The sequence below is a fragment of the Variovorax sp. GW822-FHT04A09 genome, from assembly GCF_058801005.1.
In genome coordinates, this window is the sequence record NZ_JBXAMV010000001.1 from 201,856 (window position 1) to 227,741 (window position 25,886).

A 25,886-nucleotide genomic window follows, 5' to 3' on the forward strand; every position below is an offset into this window, starting at 1 on the left:
GGGCATGAACGCCCCACTTGAAGCGACCGCACTCCGACGGCCCGACTACCAACTTTCCGACAACCTCTGGGCCGATGCCGGCTCGGTCTTCCTCACCGGCACGCAGGCGTTGATCCGCATCCTGGCGATGCAGGGCCAGCGCGACGCGGCACGCGGCCTGCACACGCAGGGCTTCGTCAGCGGCTACCGCGGCTCGCCGCTGGGCATGGTCGACCAGGCCATCTGGAAGGCCGGCGAGCGCTTCAAGAAGACCGGCATCCGCTTCGTGCCCGCCGTGAACGAGGAGCTGGCCGCCACGCAGGTGCTGGGCACGCAGCGTGTCGAATCCGACCCCGAGCGCACCGTCGATGGCGTGTACGCCATGTGGTACGGCAAGGGCCCGGGCGTGGACCGCGCGGGCGATGCGCTCAAGCACGGCAATGCCTACGGCTCGTCGCCGCATGGCGGTGTGCTGGTGGTGGCGGGCGACGACCACGGCTGCGTGTCGTCGTCGATGCCGCACCAGAGCGACCACGCCTTCATGGCCTGGCGCATGCCGGTGATGCAGCCCGCCAGCGTGGCCGAGTATCTGGAGTTCGGCCTGTACGGCTACGAGCTGTCGCGCTATTCGGGCGCGTGGGTCGGCATGGCGGCGCTGTCCGAGATCGTCGAGAGCGCGGGCACGGTGGACCTCGATGCGGTGAATGCGCGCGTCGCCGCCTGGGAAGACGCCGATGCCGTGCGCGCCGCCACCGGCCACGCCGCGCCGCCCGACGGCCTGCACTACCGCTGGCCCGACCTGCCGTCGCTGCGCATCGAGTCGCGGCTGGAAGACAAGCTCGCGGCCGTGGCCGCCTTCACCCAACGCAACAGCATCGACCGCCACGTCATCGTGAGCCCGCATGCCAAGGTGGGCATCGTCACCTGCGGCAAGGCGCACCACGACCTGATGGAGGTGCTGCGCCGGCTCGAACTCTCGCCCGATCAGCTCGCGCGCGCCGGTGTGCGGCTGTACAAGGTGGGCCTGAGCTTTCCGGTCGAGCAGACGCGCCTCAAGGAATTCGCGCGCGGGCTCGGCGAGATCCTCATCGTGGAAGAGAAGGGCGCGGTGGTCGAGACGCAGTTGCGCGACATCTTCTACAACGCGCCGCCCGAGGCGCGCCCCGTGCTCGTGGGCAAGCACGACCACGCGGGCCAGCCGCTGGTGTCGGCGCTCGGCGAGCTGCGGCCCTCGCGCCTCATCGAGCTGGTCGCGCACTGGCTGGCTGCGCACTTTCCGGAGAACCACGACCTGGGCGATCACCTGCAGCACGTGCGCGACTTCACGCCGCCCGAGCTGCTGGCCAACGCGAGCGATGCGGTCAAGCGCCTGCCGTACTTCTGCGCCGGCTGCCCGCACAACACCAGCACCAAGGTGCCCGAGGGCTCGACGGCGCGCGCGGGCATCGGCTGCCATTTCATGGCCAACTGGATGGACCGCAGCACGGCGGGCCTGATCCAGATGGGCGGCGAGGGCGTCGACTGGATCTCGCACGCCATGTTCACGAAGACGCCGCACGTGTTCCAGAACCTGGGCGACGGCACCTACTACCACTCGGGCTACCTCGCGATCCGCCAGGCCGTGGCGGCCAAGGCCACGCTCACCTACAAGATCCTGTTCAACGACGCGGTTGCGATGACGGGCGGCCAGCCGGTCGACGGCGTCATCAGCGTGGACGCCATTGCGCGGCAGGTGGAGTCGGAAGGCGTCACCAAGGTGGTGGTGGTGAGCGATGCCATCCACCACTACGACGCCATCAAGAACAAGTTTCCGGCGGGCACCGAGTTTCATGACCGCGCTGCGCTCGACGAGGTGCAGCGCCGCCTGCGCGAAATGCCCGGCGTGACCGTGCTCATCTACGAGCAGACCTGTGCCGCCGAGAAGCGCCGCCGCCGCAAGAAGGGCGAGCTGGCCGATCCGCCCAAGCGCCTGTTCATCAACGAGGCCGTGTGCGAAGGCTGCGGCGACTGCACCGTGCAGAGCAACTGCGTGGCCGTGCTCCCGCACGAGACGCAGATGGGCCGCAAGCGCAAGATCGACCAGACCAGCTGCAACAAGGACTACTCCTGCGCCAAGGGCTTCTGCCCCAGCTTCGTGGGCGTGACCGGCGGCAAGCTGCGCCGCAAGAGCGGGGCGCTGGCGGCCGGGCGCGATGCCTTCCTGCACCGCGTGGGCGCGCTCACGCATCCCGCGCCGCATGCATGGACCGGCCCGTACGACCTGCTGGTGACCGGCGTGGGCGGCACCGGCGTGGTGACGGTGGGCGCGGTCATCGCGATGGCCGCGCACCTCGAGGCCAAGTCGGCCAGCGTGCTCGACTTCATGGGCTTCGCGCAGAAGGGGGGCTCGGTGCTGAGCTTCGTGCGGCTGGCCGACACGCCCGAGCGGCTGAACCAGGTGCGCATCGACACGCAGCAGGCCGACGCCATCCTCGCGTGCGACGTGGTGGTGGGCGCCTCGGCCGACGCGCTGCAGACCGTGCGGCACGGGCGCACGCGCGTGCTCGCGAACATCCACGAGATTCCGGTGGCCGAGTCGCTGCGCAACCCCGATGCCGACCTGCATGTCGACCTGTTGCTGGAGAAGATGCGCTTCGTCGCGGGCGAAGAGCAGGTCGAGACCTTCGATGCGCAGAGCCTGGCCGAAGAGTTCCTGGGCGACACGCTGGCCGCGAACATCGTCGCGACCGGCTATGCGTGGCAGCGCGGCCTGGTGCCGCTGAGCCTCGAGGCGCTCATGCACGCGATCGAACTCAACGGCGTGGCCGTGGCGGCCAACCAGTCGGCGTTCTCGCTCGGGCGGCTCGCGGCCGGCGACCCCGCGGCGCTCGACCAGCTGCGCGCGGCACCGGTCGAGGCGGCGGCGCACCAGGTCGACGACCGCCCACTGGAAACGCTGCTCGCCGATGCGCGCCGCCATCTCACCGGCTACCAGAGCGCCGCGTGGGCTGCGCGCTTCGAGCAGCGCATCCGCGCACTGCAGGCGGTCGAGTCCGCACTGCCGGGCGGCGACGCGAGCCTGCCTTTCACGCGCAACGCGGCGCGCAGCCTCTTGAAGCTCATGAGCTACAAGGACGAGTACGAGGTCGCGCGCCTGTACACCGACGGTGCGTTCCTGCAGAAGCTGAAGGACCAGTTCGAAGGCGATCTGAAGCTCGAATTCCACATGGCCCCGCCGCTGCTCTCGCGCCCCGCGCACGGACAGGCACCCGCCAAGGTGCGCCTCGGTGGATGGATGCTGCCGGCGATGAAGTGGCTGGCCCACGGCAAGCGCCTGCGCGGCACGCCCTTCGACCTGTTCGGCCACACGGCGGAACGCCGCACCGAGCGCGCGTTGATCGATCACTTCGACCGCCTGCTGCAGGAGATGGCCACCGCGCTGACCCCCGACAACCAGCCGACCGCCGCACGCATCGCGGCGCTGCCGCTGTCGGTGCGCGGCTTCGGCCATGTGAAGCTGGCGAACCTGGATTCGGCGCGCCTGCGCGAGGCCGAGCTGCTGCACCGCTTTGCACCGTCGCGCTACGCCAAGCCGGTGGACGCGCCCGGTGCCGGGCAGATTCGGGGCATCGCCATCGTGGCAAGCGCGCAGTAGCGGGGCCGTTGGCGGGTGCTTCGCTCGGATACGATCCTTGCGAAGCACTCACTCCCGCCACACCTCGACGATCACAGGACATGCGCGCCTTCCTCTACTACGCCCTGATGCTCCTGCTCGGATATGCCTGGTACAGATACGGACAGAAGCTGCTGCGCAAGGGCTATCGCGATGAGAAGGGCGAACTCACCCAGGGGCTCGTCGGGCCCGTCGGATTCCTGTTGACCGCTGGCGTGACCTGCTACCTCTTCTTCGCCATGCTGCGCGCCTTGGTTCGCGGCGAAGTGCCTTGCGTCGGCAAGGGGTGCGCGGGGCAGGTCTACACCCTGGCGGCGCATGCTGGTGAGTACTGGGCCAACATGTTTTTCATCGCGTGGTGCGTCCTGGGCTTGGGCTATGCGATGTACGTGACGCTCAGGATCTGGTTCCGGGCTTAGCCCGCGCAGCCGGTTCCCGCGCCAGCCTCTCGACCACCAGGGCAATGAACCACTGGTGCAGCGCCGAGGTCTCGTGCCGTTCATGCCAGACCAGTTCGACGGTGCGCGCCGGCGCCGCCACCGGTGGCGCCACGCGCTTCAGGCCCGTCATGCGCATCGTCTCCAGGCCCTCGGACCAGGGCAGCACGGCGATCAGGTCCGAGCGGCGCACGGCCTCGTAGGCCGCTGAATAGTGGCTCACGGTGCTGACCAGGTTGCGCTGTAGGCCGCGGCTTTGCAGCACGCGGTCGTAGACGCCGCCGACACGGCCCGCCAGGCTCACGTCGAGGTGGCGCGCGGCCAGGAATTTCTTCAGCGGAATCTTGTCCAGCTTCGCCAGCGGATGGTCGTTGCGCATGAAGCAGGCAAAGTCCACCGACCACAGCCGGCGTGAGCGCATGAAACCGGGGCGCTGCACGTCGTCGTTGTAGGCGCCGATGGCGAAGTCGGCCCGGTTGTCGTCCAGCGACTGCCCGAAGTCCACGACCGTGCCGGGGTGGGTGTGCAAGCGCATGCCCGGCGCAAGTTCGCCGAGCCGCTCGAGCAGCCGCGGCGCGACGATGCACGCCACGTAGTCGGTCATCGAGACCGTCAGGCGTGCGTCGCTTTGCGAGGCATCGAAGCTCTCGCCCTCGAGCGTGCCCCGGATGGTGCGCAGCGACCGGGCCAGCGGCGCCCACAACTCCGTGGCGCGCCGCGTCGGGCGGATGCCCGCACCGTTGCGCACGAACAGCGGGTCGCCGTAGGTTTCGCGCAGCCGACGCAACGCGTTGCTGACCGTGGGCTGTGTGAGCGACAGCTTCGATGCGGCGCGCGTCACGTTGCCTTCGTTCATGAGGGCTTCGAAGACCTTCAGCAGGTTCAGATCGGCGTTGCGGTAGTTCATGGGCAGAAGAAGGTGATGAGGCTGCTGGAACCATTCACATGGTCAATGGAGTGGATTCATCATATAAATTTTTCGGAATTGTGACGCGATCCTACGATCCCGCCATTCCTCACCGCCCATGCCCTCGGAACCCGGCAAACAGACCCATGACTCAGATCCTCGTCAAGAACGCCCGTCTGCTCGATCCGCTGAAGCCCGAGCTGCAGGACGGCCATGACATCCTGATCGAGGGCGACACCATCCGCGAGGTGTCCGACCGGCCGATCGTGGCGCGCGATGCGCGGGTCATCGACGCCGCAGGCAAGACCGTGATGCCCGGCCTGATCGACCTGCATGTGCACGTGGTGGCCGTCGACCTGAACCTGCAGCGCCAGGCGCTGATGCCCAACGTGCTGGCGACGCTGCGCAGTCTGCCGATCCTGCGCGGCATGCTGCGCCGCGGCTTCACCACCGTGCGCGACGCCGCCGGCGCGGGCGATGCGTTCAAGCAGGCGGTGCAGTCGGGGCTGGCGCAGGGGCCGCGCCTGTTCGTCTCGGGCCGCGCACTGAGCCAGACCGGCGGCCATGGCGACGGCCGCGCGCGCTCCGACTATCTGGTGGCCAACGCCGTGTGCCCCAACTGCGCCCGTGTGGGCATGCTCGCTCGCGTGGCCGACGGCGTGGACGCCGTGCGCAAGGCCGTGCGCGAAGAACTGCAGATGGGTGCAGATCAGATCAAGATCATGGCCGGCGGCGGCGTGGCGTCGCCTACCGACCCGGTCGATGCGCTGGGCTACAGCGAAGACGAGATCCGCGCCATCGTCGGCGAAGCGGCAGCCCGCAACACCTACGTGCTGGCCCACGCCTACACCCCGGCCGCGATCCAGCGCGTGGTGCGCTGCGGCGTGCGCACGATCGAGCACGGCAACCTGGTCGATGCACCCACCGCCGCGCTCATGGCCGCGCACGGCGCCTATGTGGTGCCCACGCTGGTGACCTACGACGCGCTCGCCAACGAAGGCGCGGCCCTGGGGCTGCCACCGGCCAGCGTGGCCAAGGTGGAAGACGTGCGCGGCGCCGGGCTGCGCTCGCTCGAGATCTACAAGTCGGCCGGCGTGAAGATGGGCTTCGGCACCGACCTGCTGGGCGAATCGCATCGGCTGCAGAGCGACGAGTTCCGCCTGCGCGCCCAGGTGCTGTCGCCGGCCGAGATCATCGCCAGCGCCACGCTGATCGGCGCCGAGGTGCTGGGCATGAGCGACCGGCTCGGCCGGCTGATCCCGGGCGCGCTGGCCGACCTGTTGCTGGTCGATGGCGACCCGATGCGCAATCTCGATTGCCTGCTGGGGCAGGGCGAGCGCATTCCCCTGGTGATGAAAGCCGGCGTGGTCGAGTTCGACGCGCTGTAGCCCGCACCCCGAGCTGTTCAGACAACCCGCCGGATGCCTCCGGCCCTCTTCAAGGAAACGACACATGCCCAAGCTGACGCAAGCCGTCTGGCGGTACCGCCACGACCAGATGGTCCGGTTGATGGACGAACTCGCCGTCGATGCGCTGGTGTTCACCACCGCGGATTTCTTTCAGTTCGCGACCAACTTCCACACCGACGTGCAGCCCTGGGAGCGGCCGATCTTCGCGGTCGTGCCGCGCCAGGGCGAGGGCTTCCTGGTCATGAACGAGCTGTCGACGAACCACATGCGCTTCTCGATGGAAGCGCACAAGGTGTGGATCACGGACGTGACGTTTTATGCCGAGCATCCGATGGTGAGCAACCGCCTGCCGCTCGTGTCGCAGCTCCCCGAGATCCTCGCCGAGCGCCTGAGCCGCGCCGGCCTGCGCCGCTCGCGCATCGCGCTGGATGCCGGCAGCGGCGTGATGGCGGCCGTGCAGCGCCTGCTGCCCGACCTGAACGTGCGCGTCGCCACCGCGGAAGTGCGCAGCCTGCGCTGGCAGAAGCACGCCGAGGAACTGGCTGTCATGCAGGCCATGGCCGGGCTGACGGACTGGCTGCAGGACCGCTACCGCGAAGCGATCAAGCCCGGCCGCCTGGTGCAGGAGATGGACTGCGCCATGGCCAGCCTGTTCGTGCAGGAGGCCGCCGAGCGCTTCCCCGGCGAGCAGTTCGAGGTCGTGCGCTGCTGGACGCTCAGCGGCCCGGCATCGGCCTCGCCGCATGGCGACGGTGCCTCCTGCGGCGCGCGCATCCGCGAAGGCGACGTGCTGGTCAACATCGTCATTCCCCGGCTCAACGGCCTGACGATCGAGAACGAGCGCACCTGGTTCTGCGGGCGCCCCGACGACCAGAAGAAGGCGCTGTGGACGGCCGCGCGCGATGCGACCGATGCGGCCATCGGCGCGGCCGTGACAGGCCGGCCCGTGTGCGCGATCGACGCCGCGGCGCAGGCCGTGATCGAGCGCGCCGGCTTTGCCGACTGCATCCGCCACCGCACGGGCCACGCCATCGGCATCGTGCACCACGAGTACCCGGAGGACATGGCTTTCAGCCAGCGCCCGCTGCGGGACAACGAGGTCTATTCGGCCGAGCCCGGCCTGTACGTCTACGGCGTGGGGGGCTTTCGCATCGACGACACGGTCGTGGTGGGCGCGACGCCGCGCGTGCTCACCGCCACGCCCAAGTCGCTCGACTACGCCACCGTCGGTTGATACCGCTCACACCTTTCGCAACCACCGACCTTGACTTCATCATGACCACCCGCCGCACCATGCTTTCCGCGTTGGCCGTTGCAGCTTCGCTGCTCGCCGCTCCCGCCTTCGCGCAGGGCTTTCCTTCCAAACCGATCAAGGTCGTGGTCCCGCAGCCGGCCGGCTCGGGGCCGGACACCTTGGCGCGCACGCTGGCCGATGTGCTCGCCAAGAGCATCGGGCAGAGCGTCGTGGTGGAGAACCGGCCCGGCGCCAACGGCACGCTGGCTGCGGCCTATGTGCTCTCGCAGCCCGCGGACGGCTACACGCTGTTCCTGGCCGGCGTCTCGAACATGTCGTGGAACCCGCACCTGTACAAGTCGCTGGGGCACCAGCCGGCGCGCGACTTCACCGGCGTCGCCGTCATCGCCAACACCCCGTTCGTGACGGTCGTGTCGCCGAGCCTGGGCGTGAAGACGCTGCCCGACCTCATCAAGATGGCCAAGGCCGAGCCGCAGCGGCTCAGCTTTGCATCCGCCGGCATCGGCAACTCCACCCATCTCGCGAGCGAGCTGCTGAAGTCGCGCACCGGCATCCAGATGCAGCACGTGCCCATCAGCGGCGCGGGTGGCCCCAACGCGCTGACCAGCGTGATGGCGGGCGACACGCCGGTGATGACCACCGTCCCCGTCGGCGTCGTGCCGCTGGTCAAGAGCGGCAAGCTCGTGCCATTGGCCGTGACCGGCGAGCGGCGGCTGGCGCAGCTGCCCGACGTACCCACGTTCAAGGAGCTGGGCATCGACATGGAGGTGCCCGGTTGGTACTCCCTGGTGGCGCGCGCGGGCGCACCCGGCGACGCCGTCGCGCGGCTCAACGCCGAGATCAACAAGGCCCTGGACACGCCCGAGATGAAGGAGCGCCTGGCCGGCCAGATGCTGATCGGCGTCAAGTCGACGCCGGCCGATGTCTTGAAGTTCACGCAGCGCGAGTCGGCCGCCTGGGGGCCCATCATCGATCGGCTGGGCATTGCGCAGTGAGAGCCATCGAGCCGGCTTCCTTCGAGGCCCTGGACCACGCGCTGCGGCGGTTTCCGGGGCATCGGCTCTTCACCGTGCTGGCGATCGACCCCGGCCTTGCGGCGTCCCGGCGCCTGTACACGAGCGACCCGGTGGCGTATCCGTGCGGCGGCACCAAGCCACTGCACCACGACAACGACTTCTTTCGCGAGGTGGTGCAGGGCGGCCGGGCGCGCATCTGCGTTGATCAGGAAGCCTGCCGCCGCGCGTTCCCGGACCATGCGCTGATCGATGCGCTGGGCTGCCGGTCTGCCATCAACGTGCCGATCCGGCACGACGGCCGCACGATCGGTTCCCTGAACCTCCTGCATCAGGAACACTGGTATCAGTCCGACATGGTGCCCGCGTTGATGCGCGTCGCCGAACAGGCCGCATCCTTGCTTCTTCCGCTCAGATACGTTGAGATGCCTGCATGACGATCCATCGCCGAACCTTCGTGCTGAATGCTGCCGTGTCCCTGTGTGCGGCATCTCTCGCCACCGCGGCGCGTGCAGCCGGCCCAGGCTACCCCAGCAAGCCGATCACCATCGTGTTTCCTTATGCGGCAGGCGGTGCCACCGACGCCATGACGCGGCAGATCGCGGACCTCATGGCCAAGGCGCTCGGCCAGCCGGTCATCGTCGACGCGAAGCCGGGCGCCGGTGGATCGATGGCGCTGCAGCAGGCTGTGCGCGCCAACCCGGACGGGCACACGCTGGTGCTCATGGCCAGCGGAACGATGGCCGTCAACCCTTACCTGTACGACCTGAAGTACAAGCCGGTGGAAGACCTGGCGCCCATCACGATCCTGGTCGACATTCCCTTCGTGGTCGTGACAAGGCCGGACTTTCCCGCACGCACCCTCAAGGAATTCATCGCCCATGCCAAGGTGAATCCGGGAAAGATCTCGTTCGCGAATGCAGGCGTAGGCACGCAGGCCCACCTGACGCAGATGATGTTCATGAAGGAGGCCGGCATCTCGGCCAACGTCGTTCCCTACAAGGGCGGCACGGGCGCCATCGCCGACCTGCTCGGCGGGCACATCGACGCCATGATCGACAACGCCGCCGCGCAGGTTGCGAACGTGCAGGCCGGCAAGGTGCGCGCGCTGTTCGTCACCACGCGCGAGCGCAGCGAATCGCTACCCGGCGTGCCCACGGCGCAGGAGGCGGGGTTGCCGGGCTTCGTGACCTCGGGATGGTTCGGGCTGGCCGCGCCCAAGGGCACGCCGCAGGCCGTCATCGACAGGCTCAACGCGGTGATCGTCCAGGGCATGGCGCGGCCCGAGGCGCACCAGCGCTTGATCGATGCGGGGTGGATGCCGGTTGGCAGTTCGCCCTCTGAGGCAGCGGCGCGGGCCCGGTCAGACCTTGCGCGGTTTGGGCAGATTGCGCTGCAGATCGGGCTGAAAAAGGAGTGAAGGTCTGCTGACGAGTTGACTTTCGTCACTTTCGGCCGGCGGCGCATGACCCTAACATGCGCGCCATGAGCATTCCTGTGTCGACCCGGGCATCAGCCATCCTGATCGTGGACGACCACGACCTGGTGCGCCTGGGCGTGCGTGCCTTGCTCCAGGCGCAGGCCTCGCCCGACGGGCCTGCGGTCGAGGTCTTCGAAGCCAGCAGCATGGCGCAGGCACTGGCTGTGTATGAGCGCTCTCAGGCGAGCATCGGGTTGGTGTTGCTCGATCTGGCACTTCCTGACACACGAGGCCTGAGCGGCGTGTCCGTTTTTCTCCAGCGTTATCCGCAGGCCCGCGTGGTCGCGTTGTCGGGCGCCGGCGCCACCGCGCTGGCCCAGAACGCCATTGCGCAAAGTGCGTTGGCTCAGGGCGCCAGCGCGTTCTTGCCGAAGTCGGCCAACCTCAAGGAGGTGGTGAGCTTCATCCGTGCCTGCGGCCTGCTCGGGCGGGACGTTGTCGATGGCCTTCCAGGTACGTCCAGGTGGGTTGCGCGGGCACCCCGCCGTTCCGCCGTTGGCGCCCTGAGTTCGCTGACAGGAAGCCAGGCGCGTGTGCTGCAGATGATTCTCGAAGGCAAGTCCAACAAGGAGATCGCGCTGTTGGCCGAGTTGCGTGAAGGCACGGTGAAGAACTATGTCTCGACGATCCTCTTGCTGTTCGGTGTGCAATCGCGCGCGGAACTGATCAGCAGCCTGCGTTGATTCACCGCAGGAGGTGCAACGCGATCGTCGAAGAAACAAGAACGAAGGGCCCAATCCATGAATGACGCTGCCCGATCGATGCATCAGGCCCCGGCGGCCGCCGATCTGGACCATCGGGTGCTCCGCGAACACGTGGCCTCGGTGTATGCCGCGCACACGACGGCCACCTGTGCGCACATCGGCTTCGCCATTGCCATTGGCATCTTCGGCTACTTCAACATCGATTCGACCCACCACCTGCTGGTGATCGGCATGGTCGTCGCCGTCGTGTCGATGAATCTGTATGCCTTGCTTGCGCCGCGGTGGACGCCGGATGTCCCCTTGTCCGAAAGCCACCATTGGGCGCACCGCTACACGTGGATCGTCACGCTGGTCAGCGTGACCACGGCGCTGCCATGCGCCTTGTTCCTCGTGCTCATCCAGAGCCCGGCAATGACGACCGTTGTGATCGTCGTGATCATGGTCAGTTGGACCCGGGCCATTCAGGCCCGTTGGCCGATCAAGGGGGCCATGTTCGGCTGCGGCATCCCCGTGATGGGCGGGCTGATTCTTGCCTTGATCTGGCACGGTGGCACGCTGCACTGGTTTCTGGCGCTCTTCAGTTTCGCCAATCTGGTACTGACACTGCACGAAGGGGTGAAGCAGAACAAGCGGCTGACAGCCTCCTTGATGTTGCAGTTCGAGAACGAGATGCTCGCCGCACAGTTGCGCGAACGCATCGCCGCCGTGGAGCGCGCCAGCGCGGAAAAGACCCGCTTTCTTGCCGCGGCCAGTCACGACCTGCGCCAGCCGATGCATGCCATTGCACTGTTCGGCGCGGCCATGGAAACCGCACTGCACGACCATCCTGAAAGAACGAATGCCAAACGCCTGATGCGCGCCGTCGACGCGCTCGGCGCGTCGCTGGACACCATGCTCGACGTGTCGCATCTCGATGCAGGCGTCGTCGTGTCTGAACCGCAGGTCCTGGAACTCGATGCGCTGCTTCTTGTCCTCAACCAGACCTTCACCCCCTACGCTGAGCAGAAGGGTCTGCAATTGCGCATCCGTGCCAGTGGCATGTGGGTGCGCAGCGACATCCAGCTGCTGTTCCGCCTGCTTTCGAATCTGGTCGACAACGCCTTGAAGTACACCCACGAGGGCGGTGTGAGCGTGGTCGCGCGGCGGCGAGGCGACAAGGTGTGGCTGGAGGTTCGCGACACCGGCGTCGGCATTGCGCCTGAGCAGTTGAGCCGCATCTTCGAGGAGTTCTATCAGGTCGACAACCCGGGCCGTGACCGGGCGCGCGGACTCGGAATCGGGCTGTCGATCGTCAAGCGCCTGTCGCACCTGATGTCTCACCCGATCGAGGTGCACTCGCGACCGGGACGTGGCACGCATTTCCGCGTGGTCCTGCCGCAAGCCGAGGCAGTGATCACCGCGCCGGCCGAACTGCTGCTCGATGAACTGGAGATACCCGCGCATCGCAGCCTTTCTGCACCGAACCTGCCCGGGCCGGTGCTGCTGATCGACGATGAAGCGGAGATTCGCCTGGCCATGGCGGCACTGCTGCGCGCGCACGCCGTCGATGTGGTGGCTGTGACGGACGAATCGCATGCGGTCGAAGCATTGACGCACGCGGATGCGAAAAGCCGTCCGTTCTCGATGCTCTTGTGCGACTACCGGCTGGCCGACGGGGGAGATGGACTCGAGGTCGGCCTGCGCTTGCTCGAGCGCTTTCAGCTCGACATTCCCCTTCTGCTGATAACTGGCGAGACAGCCCCGCAGCAACTGCGGCGTGCACAGTCATCGGGGGTGCCGATGCTGTTCAAGCCGGTGAGCGCCGCTGCGCTCCTGCAGGCGATGGCGGAACTGACATCCGTCACGGGGCAGACGCGGTTTTTTTCTCCGGCGACCCGCTACTTCAGAGACCCGTCGCCGGTGACCTGATTGTCTGCCGCGTCATTGCCACGGCGCTGTTCGCCTGGCGGGCCGATTCCAGTTTCAGAGACGCCTTGCCAAGACGTTTCTTTTCAAAGTCAGGTGAGAAAAATAGATCGGGAAGGAAAATCCCGAATCGTCACGTGCATCCTCTCGATATTGGAAGGAGAAGACGCCGTCTCTCTTCCGATCTCATGGTTCCAATTAGTCATAACTGCCTCACAGCCAAATATCAATTTCCCATAGCTTTCCGGTTGTGTGACTTTCGGCATGGGGAAATTTCTCCCGCCAGCCATACAAACGTCGACGGCGATCTGACGGGCCACGCTGGGAGGCCCGATCGCCATGGACAACGTTGCCATCTCGGCAGCATTGGCTTCGACAAAATTGAAAGGCAAGGGAATGAAATTAAGAGAATCTGCAGTGGCTGCTGCAACGGCAGTCGCCTTGATGCTTGCGGCATGTGGTGGTGGCAGCGGGGGCGGAGGTGGAGGTGGCTTCCCCGTGGGGCTTATCGGGCCTGGAACGGACGACCCCGGAACACAAGGTCCTGGAACGCAAGGGCCCGGGACGCAGGGGCCTGGAACGCCAGGCCCAGGAACGCAGGAACCTGGAACCCAGGAACCCGGAACACCCGCACCCGCGCAGTATGAGACGCTCCCGTCCGCCTGGGACGGGGACAAGGATTCCTACATTGCATCAGTGCCGGCCGTCGTGCAGCAACTGAACGACCAGGGCGCCAAGGGCAGTGTCCGCATGCGCCCCGTGGGAAGCAATTCTCTGTATGTCAATCCGCAAGCCACCAACGACAAATACAGCTACAAGGAATTCACGCTCACCTTCTCCGGTCGCGATGGCTGGGACGGGGCCAGCAACGCGCTGCTGCAGCGGTTGGAAGACGAGGGCGCCAAGGGCTATGTGCTGCACCACCTGGTGGGGGAGACGCACACCCTGGACGATTCCCTCAACGCCATCCGCAAGGCCAGCTTCATCCTGGTCAAGAACGAAAGTCAGCCCGTCACCTACACCTATCGGAAGTTCAGCTTCGATCTGATGATGCCGGCAGACTTCATCGCCCAGTTGAATGCGTGGGGACAGGAAGGCTATCGCTTCCTGAATACGGAGCTGGGTCTCAGCCCGAGCGTGAATGCGATCGTCGTCAAAAGCTCTGCAGCCGCAGGGGCGACCTACAGTTACGCGTTCGAACCCATCGTCTCCGATCCCAAGCCGCAACTCACCAGCCGCGGTCAAAGCGGATTCCGCTACAGGGGCTATTTCGAGTACTTTGCGAACCGCAGCGGACAGCCCGTCCGAGGCGTTTTCAATACCTACGAACTCGACAGCAGCAAGCCCGCGGCGGTGGCCTATCGCTTCTCGGATGAAATGCCTGGGGGCCCGGTCGATATCAATACGACCGAAGGACTCGCGCGACTCAATGACCAGGCGAGCCAGGGATTTTTCTACGCCGGCCTGAGTGTTCCTACCGGAGCGAGCGGGGGCGCCGCGATGTTCTTCGCCGACTATGCGGTCTATGTTCAGGGCGCATTGCTGGCGGACCTCAATCGCGGAGGCGCCGTTCTTTTCCCCTAGACATCTGGCATGGGGGCCGCCTGCCTGGGCAGGCGGCCATCCTGTCTAGAAGTTGCCGCGCAAGGTCACCATGGCGCTGCGCGGTTCGCCGTAGACATTGCCCCAGGCCGGCGCGCCGACGGTCTGGTAGTAGGTCTTGTCGAACAGGTTGTTCACGTTCAGTGCGGCCGACCAGTTGCGGTTGATCTGGTAGGAGACACGCGCGCTCCAGACCGCGTACGAGGCCTGCTCCAGCTTGATGGACCCCGTGGTGCGTGAGCTAGCGGTCTGGAAGTTCACGCCGCCGCCCAGCGTCCAGGCGTTGAGCGCGCCGGGCAGGCGGTACTCGGTCCACACGCGCACCATGTGCTTGGGCGAATACGTGCTGGCGAAATCGATGCCGGCATTGGCCGTGTCGTTCAGGTACTTGAAGTGGTTGAACGTGTAGCCCGCGAACACCTGCCACCCGCGCGCCACTTCGCCGCTGATCTCCGCGTCGAGTCCCTCGCTGCGCACCTTGCCGGTGGACACGGAGCAGTAGGTGCTCCTCGTGCAGACATTGACCAGGTCTTCCTGCGCCCGGTTGTTCTGGTCGAGTCGGAACAGCGCCAGCGAAGCGTTGACCTTGCCGTCGAGCAGCTCGCCCTTCAGGCCCGCCTCGTAGTTGCGGCCCTTGACGGGAGGCAGCATGTCGCCGGCGGCGGTCATCGCGTTCTGTGGCTGGAAGATGTCGGCATAGCTCACGTACGCCGACCATTGCGCAGTCAGGGCGTAGATGAGTCCGCCATAGGGCGTCAGAACGCCGTTTTCGCGATAGGGCGCGGTCGCCGGGTTGCCGGTGATGCGGTCGCGATCGCTGGCCCGGTAGCGTGTGACACGGGCGCCGGCAACCAGCGTCAACGGGTCGCTGAGGCTCAGGCGTGCGACACCGTAGGCGCCCGATTGGGTGATGCGTGTCTCGCTGTCGCCGCCGCGGTAGCGCCTGGCAACGAAGGTCGCGTCGCTCGGCTCGGCGATCGCCGAGACCGGTGCGAAGACGTTGTTGGCAACGCCCGCCAGTTGCATCAGCGAGAAGTCGCTGTGGTTGAACATGCGTCCGGTGTTGGCGCCGAAGCTCACCGAGTGCCTTCTGCCGAAGGCGTCGAATTTGCCGTCGACGGCGAGGTCGAGCGTCTTGTTGTCGGTCTTGAAATCGAACAGGCCGCCGTACATCACGTTGCCCGCCAGGGTCACCGGATTCACGGCACCCAGCGGGAAGGCGTACTTGATGTCCTGCTGCTCGCGCACGTAGCCGGCGGTGACCTTGAGCGACCAGTCGGCATCGAAGCGGTGCGCGAGTTCGGCGAACGCCGAGGTCTGTGCGCTTTTCCAGCGGTTCCAGTCGGCCGCCAGGTAGGTCGACCGGCGCAGGTGCAGGTCGGCACCGTTGCTGTAGCTCGGCAAGCCCTGGAAGAACGGGGTGGCGCGCAGTTTTTCGTGGCTGACGCCGAGGGTGAGCACGGTCTGCGGCCCGATGTCGGCGGCGAGCACGCCGTACAGCACGCCAGTGCGGCTCTTCGCGGTGTCGTAGAAGTAGTCGCGGTCGTTGCCGCTCGCGACGACGCGGCCGCGCAGCGTGCCGGCTTCGTTCAGGGGGCCGCTGGCGTCGACCTCCGCGCGGTAGTTGTTCCATGAACCCGCGCTGGCCGAGAAGTGCAACTGCTTGTCGGCCGTCGGACGCTTGCGCACCATGTTGATCGTGGCGCTGGGCGAGCCGGCCCCTTGCAGCAGGCCCGTGGCGCCGCGCACCACCTCCACGCGATCCAGCGTGGCGGCACTGCTCGTGAAGCTGTTGGCCTGGGGATAGTAGAAGGCGCGGTTCACCCCGTCGTACTGGTAGCTGTCCACGCGGAAGCCCCGGGAGTAGACATAGCGCCCTCCCATCGGGCTGTCGTACATCGTGATGCCCGTGGTCTGGGCCAGCACGTCGTCGATGGTGTGCAGGTTCTGGTCGTCCATCTTCTGGCGCGTGACCACCGTGACCGACTGGGGGATCTCCTTGAGCGTCTGCTCGCCCTTGCCGACGGTGACGATGCGGCTGGCATACGAGCCCGAGCCCTCGGTGATCGCGCTGCGCTCGGCCTGCGCCGTGACGCGCACTTCACTGAGCAGGTTGCTCTGCGCGTCCGCGGGTGCGGCCGGTGGGGTCGCGCCCGGTGCCGGATGACGCAGCGTGTAGCCACCGCCTGCGCGTGCGACCGCTTCGAGGCCGGTGCCCGCGAGCAGTCGCGAAAAGCCGTCGCCGACCGCATGGGTGCCGCGCAATCCACCGGTGCGGCGGCCTTCTGTCAGCGAGGGCTCGAAGGACAGCGTGACGCCGGCCTGTGCGGCGAAGCGAGACAGCGCCGGGCCCAGTGCGCCTGCGGGAATGTCGTAGGCCGCGGTGGCGGCTGCCGGCGGGTTCGCCTGTGCGGTCGCGGCGCCCGAAGCGGCGAGCGCGAAGGCCAGGCAGAGGGTTCTCACGCCGTGGGTCACGGCGCTCGGGCGCGCGGGCATGCAAAGGGAAAGTGGCCGCATGGGCGCGGTGCGGGAGGAGGGCAATGCCATGGTTCGGTGGTCCTGTTCTTGCCGTACTCGCAGCACGGCTCCATGGCTTGCCCGACCAGGCTTCAAAAAGGGACAGGGATCAGCGAAAAAATTTTCGATCTCAGGCCGGCACCACCGTCACCCACCACCGCGTGCGCGTGAGCACCTGCACGGGCAGCGTGGTGGCCACCATCGAGAGCACGTAGTCGGTATCGCGCAGCTGGAACGCACCGGAGATGCGCAGGTTCGCCACCTCCGGGCTGCAGTGCAGCAGGCCGGGCCGGTAGCGCGACAGCTCGGCGCAGAAGTCGGCCAGGCGCATGTTCTCGGCGTAGAGCACGCCCTGTGTCCACGCCTGGCTCTCGGGCGAGACGGCGGTGAGGGCCGAGGCGCCCTGGGCGTTCAACACGGTCTGCCGGCCGGCCGCAACGATCCCCGCAGGCGACGACGCGCCGCGCAAGGTGACCTCGACCGCGCCCTCGGTGACCGCCAGACGCACATCGGGCGATGCGGTCTCGTGCGCGTCGTCGCCCAGGCGCACGGTGAAGCGCGTGCCGAGCGCGCGCAGCCGGCCCTGCACCGTTTCCACGATGAAGGGGCGCGCGTCGGCCGCGGTCGTGACCCGGATGGCGCCCGCGCGCAGCCGTACCGTGCGCTGCGTGCCGTCGATGCGCACGTCGATCGCGCTGCCGGTGTCGAGCAGCACGCGGCTGCCGTCGGCCAGCCGCACGTCGCGCCGTTCACCGGTGGCGGTGGCGTGGTCGGCGGTCCAGCTGTCCCACGGCGCCAGGCGCCAGGCGAGCCAGGCGGCCGGCGCGGCAGTCGCCAGGACGGCCAGCGTGCGCAGTGCGGCCCTTCGGTTGCCGCGTGCCTGGCGCGCCAGCACCGGCACGCCGATGTTCGCCGGCACGGCGCCGAACTGTTGCGACAGGCGCTCGGCACGCTGCCATGCACGCTCGTGCGCCGGGTCCGCATGGCGCCAGGCCGCGCAGGCCGCGTGGTCCGCTTCGCCTGCCCGGCCGGAGTGCAGCCGCACCAGCCATTGCGCGGCCTCGCCCAGCACGGCGCTGTCGGGTGCGGATGCGGGTGGCCGTGCGCTCATTCCACCAGCGCCAGGCAATGCGCGAAGCCCAGGGCCATGTGGCGCTTGACGGTGCGTTCGCTGACCGCCAGGCGCTGGGCGATCTGTGCGTAGGTCAGGCCTTCGAGCTGCGACAGCACGAAAGCCTCGCGCGCCTTGGCCGGCAGGCCGTCCAGCATCGCGTCGATGGCGTCCAGCGTCTGCAGCAGCTGCAGGCGGTCTTCGGGCGACAGCGCCAGCGCCTCGGGCACCTGCGCGAGCGCATCGATGTACGCGCGCTCCAGTGCCTGCCGGCGCCAGTGTTCGCTGACCACGCCCTTGGCCAGCGTCGTCAGGTAGGCGCGCGGCTCCCGCAACGTGGGCAGCACCTGCGGTCGCAGCAGGACGCGAACGAAGGTGTCCTGCGCCAGGTCGGCGGCGCTGTGCGCACAGCCCAGGCGCCGGCGCAGCCACGTGCTGAGCCAGCCGTGATGCTCGGTGTAGAGCGCGTGCACGGTGTGGGTGTCGGCGGAAGGCATGAAGAGGGAAGGCGATGCAATTGAGAATTACTCTCATTTTAAGAGCATCGCGGCCTGGTGTGCTGCGCGCAGCGTTCGGCATGCTGCGCGACGCAGCCAGACGCCGTCCCGGGACTGATCACGAATCCCGCAATCCGCACCCCCTCACCGCAACCCCGACTGCCGATCCGCCGCCTCCACCAGCTGCATCAACCCCGGCCCGATGGTGTCCAGCAGCTGCGCCTTCTTCCAGCGGAACCCCGGCACCGCGCAGTTGAACAGCAGCCGGCGCGGCCCGTAGCGGATGCGTGCGGCGGCGCCTGCGGCGAGCACGCCGAAGCCTGAATCGCCCAGGTTGATGGCGAAGCCGCGCTTGCCGTAGTGCGCCACGCTCTCGCGCACGCCTTCGAGGCAACGCGCGTGCTCGTCGGGCCGCTCGTGCTTCACGCGGGCCAGGAACTCCTGGCGCTCACCCGTAGGCAGCTGCGCGAGCCACGCGCGGCCCATGGCGGTTTCGACGATGCCGCGCACGGCGCCCACGCCGGGGCGCTTGAGGGTGCCGCCCTCGTGGGCACAGGTTTCCAGGTAGACCACGTCGAGGTCGCTGGTCACGCCGACCGACACCGCGCCCTCGACGCGGTCGGCCAGTTGCTGCATGGCCGGGCGCAGCAGGGCCAGCATGGGCGTGTTGATGACGTAGGGGTAGCACAGCGCCACGGCGGCGGGGCCGATGAAGTAGCGGTCCAGGCGTTCGTCGTGGTCCAGGAAACCCATGGTGAGCAGGGTGCGGCACAGGCGCGAGACGGTGGGGCGCGACAGGCCGAGCTTGGCCGCGAACTCGCTGTTGGCGTGCGCGCGCGGGTCGCCCACGAAGGTCTGCAGGATGAGCAGGCCCTTGGCCAGGGTGCCGGCGATGTACGGGTCTTCGTCCCGCACCCGGCGCAGGTCGTCGGAATGCTTCATGGGCTGGCGGCGATTCTGGACAGGGCGGGGCATGGGAGTGAATTGCAGTTTCAATGATTGAAATTCAGTGCCAGCAATTGTGGACCTGCTTCCTACAGTCGCGGCCACCATGATCCGAGACATCCCCCACTTCGAGGCCCTGCGGGCCGACATCCGCGCCTTCGTTCGCGAACGCTGGCATCCGCTGGAAGACCAGGTCAGCCGCGACAACGACATCCCGCCCGACGTGGTCGACGAACTGCGGCGCAAGGGCTACTTCGGCTGGAGCATTCCCGAGGCGTACGGCGGCCTGGGCCTCACGACCGAGGAGCTGGTGCTGTGCGCCATGGAGCTGTCGCAGTCGTCGGTGGCGCTGCGCGCCCGCGTGGGCACCAACACGGGCATCGGCTCCGAAGCGCTGGTGGCCGATGGCACCGAGGCGCAGAAGCAGCGCTGGCTGCCGCGCATGGCGACGGGCGAGCTCACGGGCTGCCTGGCGCTCACGGAGCCCGAGGCGGGCTCGGAAGCGAGCAACGTGCAGACCACCGCGCGCCGCGAGGGCGAGCACTACGTCCTCAACGGCAGCAAGCGCTTCATCACCAACGCGCCGGTGGCCGATGTGTTCACTGTCATCGCCCGCACCGAAGACGGCTCGAAGGGCAGCAAGGGGGTGTCGGCGCTCCTGGTCGAGCGCGGGCCGGGCCTGACGACGGGCGCGCCCTATCGCATGATGGGCCAGGCCGGCTCGTTCGTGTCGGACGTGCATTTCGACGAATGCCGCGTGCACGCCGACCAGCTCATCGGCGGGCGCGAGGGCATGGGCTTCCAGACGGTGATGAAGGTGCTCAACAAGCAGCGCCTGCACCTGGCGGCGCTGTGCACGGGCCCGGCGATCCGCATGCTGGACCTGGCCATGGCTCATACCAGCGGCCGCAACCAGTTCGGCCAGGCGGTGGCCGACTTCCAGCTGGTGCAGGCCATGATCGCCGACAGCCGCACCGAGATCTACGCGGCGCGTTCGATGATCCTCGAGGCGGCGCGCGCACGCGATCGCGGCGAAGACGTGGCCATGTCGGCCTCGATGTGCAAGTACTTCGCGTCGGAGATGTGCGGTCGCGTGGCCGACCGCGCGGTGCAGATGTTCGGCGGCTCGGGCTACGTGGCCGACTTCAGCCCCATCGAGCGCTACTACCGCGACGTGCGCCTGTTCCGCCTGTACGAGGGCACGAGCCAGATCCACCAGCTCAACATCGCGAAGCTGGCGCTGCGCGAGGCGGGTGCGCGATGAACGTGCGCACCGACCTCGTCGCACGGGTGCGCGACTTCGTCGAGCGGCATTGCATCCCGCTCGAATCGAATGCCCACGTGCACGACCCGCGGGCGATGGACGCGGCGCTGTCGCAGCTGCGCCCGGTCGCGCGCGAGCTGGGCCTGTACCTGCCGCAGATGCCGGTGGAGGAGGGCGGGCTGGGCCTGTCGTGGGTCGAGCGCGCGGCGGTGTTCGAGGAGGCCGGCCGCAGCTACCTGGGCCCGGCCGCGCTGAACTGCGCGGCGCCCGATCAGCCCAACATGATCAGCCTGCTGCGCCGGGGCACGCCCGCGCAACAGCAGCGCTACCTGCGGCCACTGGCAGAGGGCCGCATCCGCTCGTGCTTCGCGATGACCGAGCCGGCGCCCGGCGCGGGTTCCGACCCGTCGATGCTGCGCACCACCGCGCGGCGCGAAGGTGACGGCTGGGTCATCGACGGCCACAAGTGGTTCATCACCGGCGCGGTGGGCGCGGCCTTCTGCATCGTGCTGGCGCAGACGGACGAAGGACCCACGCAGTTCATCGTGGACATGGAACACCCGGGCCTTTCGCTGGTGCGCGCCATCAAGGCCATCGACCCCTTCGCCGTCGGCGGCCACGGCGAGCTGTGCTTCACCGCCTGCCGCGTGGGCGCCGACGCGGTGCTGGGCGAGGTGGGCTCGGGCTTCGTGGCGGCGCAGCAGCGGCTGGAGCCCGCGCGGCTGTCGCACTGCCTGCGGCTCATGGGCCGCGCGCGGCGCGGGCTCGAGATCGCGCAGGCCTATGTGAGCGAGCGCACGTCCTTCGGTGATCGGCTGGCCGACCTGCAGCAGGTCCAGGCGATGGTGGCCGACTGCCACATCGACCTGCACGCCAGCCGGCTCATGAGCCTGGACTGCGCGCGCCGCATGGACGAAGGCTTGTCGGTGAAGACCGAGTCGGCAATGACGAAGGTCTTCGTGTCCGAGGCCCTGAACCGCGTGGCCGACCGCGCGGCGCAGATGTGCGGCGCACTGGGCATGTCGGAAGACGCGCCCATCGCCCTCATCGTGCGCGAGCTGCGGCCGTTTCGCATCTACGACGGCGCCTCCGAGTTGCACCGCGCCACGCTCGGGCGCCGCTTCCTCACGCACTGACACGCTGAACACACAGAGAAACTGGAGACTGACGATGACGTCCTTGATCAAGAAAATTTCGCACCTGGCTGCCGGCCTTGCATTCGGCCTGGCCGGCTCGCTGGCGATGGCTGCCTTCCCCGATCGCCCCGTGAAGCTGGTCGTGCCTTTCCCCGCCGGCGGCAGCACCGACCTGGTGGCGCGCGAGGTGGCGCTGGAACTGGGCCACGCGCTGGGCCAGCCGGTCATCGTGGAGAACAAGCCCGGCGCCGGCAGCCTCATCGGTTCCGAGCTCGTGGCCAAGTCCGCGCCCGACGGCTACACGCTGCTCATGGCGGGCCTGACCAACATCTTCCTGCCCTACGTGCACAAGGGCCTCACCTGGAACCCGGTGGACGACTTCGTGCCCGTGGGCCTGGTGGCCGATCTGCCGAACGTGATCGCGGTCAACGCGAAGACGCCGTACCAGAAGCTGCCCGAGCTCATCGCCGCCGACAAGGCCAAGCCGGGCCAGCTCGCCTTCGGCTCGGCGGGCCCGAGCACGCCGTCGCACCTGGTGTGCGAAATGATCAACCACCAGGCCGGCATCAAGATGCAGCACGTGCCCTACAAGGGGAACGCGCCGGCGGTGAACGACCTGATCGCCGGCCACATCCCGGTGATGTGCAACAACCTCGGCGGCACGCTGCCCTACATGAGCAGCGGGCAGATCCGCATCCTGGCGCAGACCGGCCGCACGCGCTCGCCCTCGGCGCCCGACGTGCCCACCTTCGCCGAGCTGGGCCTGCAGGGCTTCGACAGCGGCCTGTGGGTCGGCATCGTCGCGCCCAAGGGCACGCCCGATGCCGTCATGCGTCCGCTGCGGGCGGCATTGGCCAAGGCCTTGCCCGCGGTGAAGGACAAGCTGGCCAAGCTGGGCGCGGCCGCGCTCGACCCGTCGCTGCCCGCCTACGGCCAGCGCATTGCCGCCGACCGAAAGCTGTGGGACCCGGTGCTCAAGCGCGTCGACCTGAAGGGCAACTGATGGGCCAGCCCACCGACCACGCGCCCCTGCACGGCGTGCGCATTCTCGACATGGCGACCGTGCTCGCCGCGCCGTTCTCGGCCACGCTGTGCGGCGACATGGGCGCCGACGTCGTCAAGCTCGAGCTGCCGGGCGGCGGTGATCCGCTGCGCGGGCTCACGCCGGTGCACGAGGGCCATCCGCTGTTCTGGAAGACGGCCAACCGTGGCAAGAAGGGCATCTCGCTGGACGTGCGCAAGCCCGAGGGCCGCGCGCTGTTCCTGCGGCTCATCGCCGGCTTCGACGTGCTGGTGGAGAACTTCCGCACCGGCACGCTGGATGCGTGGGGCCTGGACATCGCCACGCTGCACGCGGCCAACCCGCGCCTCATCGTGCTGCGCCTCACGGGCTTCGGCCAGACCGGCCCGTATGCGCGCCGGCCGGGCTTTGCACGCATCTTCGAAGCGATGAGCGGGTTCACGCACCTGACCGGCGAGCCCGGCGGTCCGCCGCAGCACATGAACTATCCGTTGGGCGACGTGGTGGCGGGCCTGTTCGGCGCCTTCGCCATCAGCACCGCGCTGGCCGAGCGCAACGCATTGCCGCGCGATCGGCAGCGCGGCGCCGAGATCGACCTGTCGGCCACCGAGGCGATGTCGCGCCTGCTCGATCCGCTGGCGGCCGAGCACCGCATCGGCGGCGTGGTGCGCGAGCGCACCGGCTCGCGCGCCACCTACACCGCGCCGTCCAACGTGTTCCGCGCACTCGACGGCGTGTGGTTCACGCTGGTGGGCACGGGCGGGCCGATCTTTGCGCGCATCTGCCGCGCGATCGACCGAGAAGACCTGCTCACCGACGCACGCTTTGCCGACAACGCCGCGCGCCTGCGCCACCTCGAGGCGCTGGACCGCATCCTGGCCGACTGGTGCGCCAGCTTGCCGTTCGCGGAGCTGGCCGTGCGGCTGGACCGCGAAGACGTGCCCTACAGCAAGGTGTATTCGATCGCCGACCTGCGGGCCGACCCGCACATGCAGGCACGCGGCGCCTTCATCGATGTGCCCGACGAACAGTTCGGCACCGTGCCCGCACCGGCGGCGGTGCCGCGCTTTGTGGGGCGCGAAGGCGTGCGGCCGGCCGCCACGGGGCCGCGCACGGGGCAGCACAACGGCGAGGTGTATGGCGAGCTGGGCCTGGACGAGGCACAGCTCGCGGCACTGCGCGACGCGCAGGTGATCTGAAGCGCGCCTGTGCTTTCGCCTGCCCTGCCGGGTAGGCGTTTTGTCATGCCTGTCCCCGTGCCGTCGCGGGACACCTGACTCCCCCAGAAAAGGGCGCTCCGCTCATGTGCGAAGGCGGTGCGATTCCTACAGTCATCCCCATGCCGAACGCTTCTTCCCACGCCGGGAAGGCCAGCGGTTTCGGCCGGCCACGATCACCGGGGAAACCGCATGGAACCGCTCGAAGTTCTGCCGAGAACCGCCCTGAGTCTGCTGCGCGAAGACGCCGGCATGTCGTTCATGGAGTTCGCGCTGATCGGTGCGCTGGTGATGGTCGTCGTCCTTCTGCTGGTGCTCGCCCTGCGGCGCAGTGCCTGAACACGGGGAGCCCGCCATGCAGGAATTCAACGCTGTTCTCGAACTGCTCGCGATGCTGGCGACCGACATCCGCATGCTGGCGCTCTTCGCGCTGCTCGGCGTGGCGGCTGTGAGCGACTGGCGCTTCTATCGCATTCCCAACTGGCTGACCTTCGGCGGCGCGTGCTTCGCCCTCCTCTACGGAACGGTGGCGGCACGCACGCCGACGTCCGGTGCGCTGGCCGCCTTCGGCGGCCTGGGCGTGGGCTTCGCCGCGATGCTGCCGTTCTATGCGCTGGGGATCATGGGCGCGGGCGACGTCAAGCTGATGGCCATGACAGGGGCCTTCCTGGGGCCCCAGCAGACGCTGATGGCCTTGCTCTTCACTTTCATCGCGGGCGGCGTCGCGGCGCTGGCCTTCGCGATCCATCGCCGCCGCCTCGCTCACATGCTCGGCAACGTCAAGGCCGCAGCGCAGGGCATGTTCATTTCCAGCATCGCGGGCGTGCGGCCCGACGGACGCCTGCAAGCGGGTCAGTCCGTGGGCAAGTTGCCCTACGGCCTGTGCATTGCGGCGGGCACGGTGGTCCAAGTGCTGGCGCACCAGCTGGACTTTGTCTAGCTCCTACATGTTTCACCCCTGGCGGAGGTTCGTATGAAGAACATCAAGGCGATCGGGCTGATCTTTCTGGCCCTGCTGTTCGGGCTGGCGGCCGCGGTCTACGCGACCGGCTGGATCTCGCGGCAAAGCGGCATCGCGTCCAACAAGGTCGTGGTGGCCGCCGTCGACATCGACCTGGGCAGCCGCGTCAACGCGCAGATGCTGTCCACGGTCGACTGGCCCAGCGGCTCGGTGCCGCACGGCTCCTTCAGCGACATCAAGGCGCTGAACGACCGCGTGGTGAAGGTCGGCGTGCTGCGCGGCGAAGCGCTCATGGAGGGCAAGCTGGCGCCGGTGGGCACGCAGGGCGGGCTGTCGGCAGTGATCGCCAGCGGCAAGCGGGCCATGACGGTGCGCGTCAACGACGTCGTCGGCGTGGCGGGCTTCGCGCTGCCGGGCAACTACGTCGACGTGATGGTCAACGCCCAGCAGGACAAAGGGCGCGGCGAAGACGCGCTGCAGATCAGCAAGACCGTGCTCGAGAAGGTGCTGGTGCTGGCGGTGGCCCAGGAGGCCAACCGCGACGACACCAAGCCGAAGGTCGTGAGCGCTGTGACGCTCGAACTCTCGCTCGAAGACTCCGAGAAGCTCGACCTGGCGCGCAGCGTGGGCACCCTGTCGCTCGTGCTGCGCAACCAGATGGACAAGACCACGGTCGCCACCCTGGGCATCACCAAGGGGCAGCTGTTTGGCGAGAAGAAGGACATCGTGCCGGTCTCCACCGCGGCGGCCCCGGCCCGCCCGCGGGTGCGGCAGGCAGGCCCCGTCACGCCGCGAGCCTCCGAGTGCGTGGAAGTGATCCAGCACGCAGGCCGCTCGCTCACCTGTTTCTGATCGTCGTCAGGAGGAACACCAA

General features: G+C 68.0%; 22 protein-coding genes. 17 read left to right on the top strand and 5 right to left on the bottom strand.

The features are described 5' to 3' along the window. Positions 1–4: 4 nt before the first annotated feature. Together AC1RLW_RS00815 and AC1RLW_RS00820 are read left to right on the top strand one after the other, a co-directional pair. On the top strand, positions 5–3,613 hold the full coding sequence (locus tag AC1RLW_RS00815) for an indolepyruvate ferredoxin oxidoreductase family protein (protein WP_493191939.1): 3,609 nt from the start codon (positions 5–7) through the stop codon (positions 3,611–3,613). A gap of 80 nt (positions 3,614–3,693) precedes the next feature. Then, a complete protein-coding gene (locus AC1RLW_RS00820) occupies positions 3,694–4,050 on the top strand; it encodes a hypothetical protein (RefSeq protein ID WP_493191940.1) in 357 nt (118 codons plus the stop codon). Here AC1RLW_RS00820 and AC1RLW_RS00825 read toward each other — a convergent pair. Further along, positions 4,028–4,975 carry a LysR family transcriptional regulator gene (locus AC1RLW_RS00825; RefSeq protein ID WP_493191941.1) on the bottom strand — a complete coding sequence of 316 codons (948 nt, stop codon included), beginning with the start codon at positions 4,973–4,975 and terminating at the stop codon, positions 4,028–4,030. The genes AC1RLW_RS00820 and AC1RLW_RS00825 overlap by 23 nt on opposite strands. 146 nt (positions 4,976–5,121) lie before the next feature. On the opposite strand from AC1RLW_RS00825, the gene AC1RLW_RS00830 reads away from it, so the two are divergent. The 8 genes from AC1RLW_RS00830 (at position 5,122) to AC1RLW_RS00865 (ending at position 14,325) form a co-directional block, all read left to right on the top strand. Beyond that, positions 5,122–6,363, top strand: coding sequence for a metal-dependent hydrolase family protein (locus AC1RLW_RS00830; protein WP_493191942.1), 1,242 nt, complete (start codon positions 5,122–5,124; stop codon positions 6,361–6,363). Between the two features lie 64 nt (positions 6,364–6,427). Further along, positions 6,428–7,618, top strand: a complete 1,191-nt coding sequence (locus AC1RLW_RS00835) for a M24 family metallopeptidase (protein WP_095745859.1) — start codon at positions 6,428–6,430, stop codon at positions 7,616–7,618. A 41-nt stretch (positions 7,619–7,659) separates the two neighbouring features. Further along, complete coding sequence (locus AC1RLW_RS00840; RefSeq protein WP_493191943.1) at positions 7,660–8,634, top strand: Bug family tripartite tricarboxylate transporter substrate binding protein; 975 nt, start codon at positions 7,660–7,662, stop codon at positions 8,632–8,634. Then, on the top strand, positions 8,631–9,089 hold the full coding sequence (locus AC1RLW_RS00845; RefSeq protein WP_493191944.1) for a GAF domain-containing protein: 459 nt from the start codon (positions 8,631–8,633) through the stop codon (positions 9,087–9,089). The genes AC1RLW_RS00840 and AC1RLW_RS00845 overlap by 4 nt, the downstream gene beginning before the upstream one ends. Then, entirely contained in the window at positions 9,086–10,072 is a 987-nt protein-coding gene (locus tag AC1RLW_RS00850) for a Bug family tripartite tricarboxylate transporter substrate binding protein (RefSeq protein ID WP_493191945.1), read from the top strand. The genes AC1RLW_RS00845 and AC1RLW_RS00850 overlap by 4 nt, the downstream gene beginning before the upstream one ends. 65 nt (positions 10,073–10,137) lie before the next feature. Beyond that, a complete protein-coding gene (locus tag AC1RLW_RS00855) occupies positions 10,138–10,815 on the top strand; it encodes a response regulator transcription factor (RefSeq protein ID WP_493191946.1) in 678 nt (225 codons plus the stop codon). 57 nt (positions 10,816–10,872) lie between these two features. Beyond that, positions 10,873–12,744 (top strand): ATP-binding response regulator, encoded by a 1,872-nt coding sequence (locus tag AC1RLW_RS00860; RefSeq protein WP_493191947.1) that lies wholly within the window; start codon positions 10,873–10,875, stop codon positions 12,742–12,744. Between the two features lie 693 nt (positions 12,745–13,437). Continuing rightward, the gene (locus tag AC1RLW_RS00865; protein ID WP_307693272.1) at positions 13,438–14,325 is read left to right on the top strand and encodes a hypothetical protein; all 888 of its coding nucleotides are present in this window, start codon (positions 13,438–13,440) and stop codon (positions 14,323–14,325) included. A 45-nt stretch (positions 14,326–14,370) separates the two neighbouring features. Here the strand turns inward: AC1RLW_RS00865 and AC1RLW_RS00870 are convergent, their stop codons facing one another. The 4 genes from AC1RLW_RS00870 to AC1RLW_RS00885 all read right to left on the bottom strand — a co-directional run bounded on the left by AC1RLW_RS00870 (position 14,371) and on the right by AC1RLW_RS00885 (position 19,410). Continuing rightward, a complete protein-coding gene (locus tag AC1RLW_RS00870) occupies positions 14,371–16,890 on the bottom strand; it encodes a TonB-dependent siderophore receptor (protein ID WP_493191948.1) in 2,520 nt (839 codons plus the stop codon). Positions 16,891–16,990: 100 nt separating this feature from the next. Next, positions 16,991–17,971: a FecR domain-containing protein gene (locus AC1RLW_RS00875; protein WP_493191949.1), complete on the bottom strand. Its 981-nt coding sequence runs from the start codon at positions 17,969–17,971 to the stop codon at positions 16,991–16,993. Beyond that, positions 17,968–18,468, bottom strand: coding sequence for a sigma-70 family RNA polymerase sigma factor (locus tag AC1RLW_RS00880; protein ID WP_070061175.1), 501 nt, complete (start codon positions 18,466–18,468; stop codon positions 17,968–17,970). Before AC1RLW_RS00880 ends, AC1RLW_RS00875 begins: the two co-directional genes overlap by 4 nt. A gap of 144 nt (positions 18,469–18,612) precedes the next feature. Then, positions 18,613–19,410 carry an IclR family transcriptional regulator gene (locus AC1RLW_RS00885; protein WP_493191950.1) on the bottom strand — a complete coding sequence of 266 codons (798 nt, stop codon included), beginning with the start codon at positions 19,408–19,410 and terminating at the stop codon, positions 18,613–18,615. A gap of 109 nt (positions 19,411–19,519) precedes the next feature. On the opposite strand from AC1RLW_RS00885, the gene AC1RLW_RS00890 reads away from it, so the two are divergent. From AC1RLW_RS00890 to cpaB, 7 genes are all read left to right on the top strand, one after another. Continuing rightward, positions 19,520–20,677, top strand: a complete 1,158-nt coding sequence (locus AC1RLW_RS00890; RefSeq protein ID WP_493191951.1) for an acyl-CoA dehydrogenase family protein — start codon at positions 19,520–19,522, stop codon at positions 20,675–20,677. After that, positions 20,674–21,813 (top strand): acyl-CoA dehydrogenase family protein, encoded by a 1,140-nt coding sequence (locus AC1RLW_RS00895; RefSeq protein ID WP_493191952.1) that lies wholly within the window; start codon positions 20,674–20,676, stop codon positions 21,811–21,813. Before AC1RLW_RS00890 ends, AC1RLW_RS00895 begins: the two co-directional genes overlap by 4 nt. 34 nt (positions 21,814–21,847) lie before the next feature. Further along, positions 21,848–22,816 carry a Bug family tripartite tricarboxylate transporter substrate binding protein gene (locus AC1RLW_RS00900; RefSeq protein WP_493191953.1) on the top strand — a complete coding sequence of 323 codons (969 nt, stop codon included), beginning with the start codon at positions 21,848–21,850 and terminating at the stop codon, positions 22,814–22,816. Then, entirely contained in the window at positions 22,816–24,033 is a 1,218-nt protein-coding gene (locus AC1RLW_RS00905) for a CaiB/BaiF CoA transferase family protein (RefSeq protein ID WP_493191954.1), read from the top strand. Before AC1RLW_RS00900 ends, AC1RLW_RS00905 begins: the two co-directional genes overlap by 1 nt. A gap of 210 nt (positions 24,034–24,243) precedes the next feature. Beyond that, on the top strand, positions 24,244–24,390 hold the full coding sequence (locus AC1RLW_RS00910) for a hypothetical protein (RefSeq protein ID WP_174254357.1): 147 nt from the start codon (positions 24,244–24,246) through the stop codon (positions 24,388–24,390). 16 nt (positions 24,391–24,406) lie between these two features. Continuing rightward, a complete protein-coding gene (locus AC1RLW_RS00915; protein ID WP_493191955.1) occupies positions 24,407–24,991 on the top strand; it encodes an A24 family peptidase in 585 nt (194 codons plus the stop codon). 33 nt (positions 24,992–25,024) lie between these two features. Beyond that, on the top strand, positions 25,025–25,864 hold the full coding sequence (gene cpaB, locus AC1RLW_RS00920; RefSeq protein WP_493191956.1) for a Flp pilus assembly protein CpaB: 840 nt from the start codon (positions 25,025–25,027) through the stop codon (positions 25,862–25,864). Positions 25,865–25,886 lie beyond the last annotated feature (22 nt).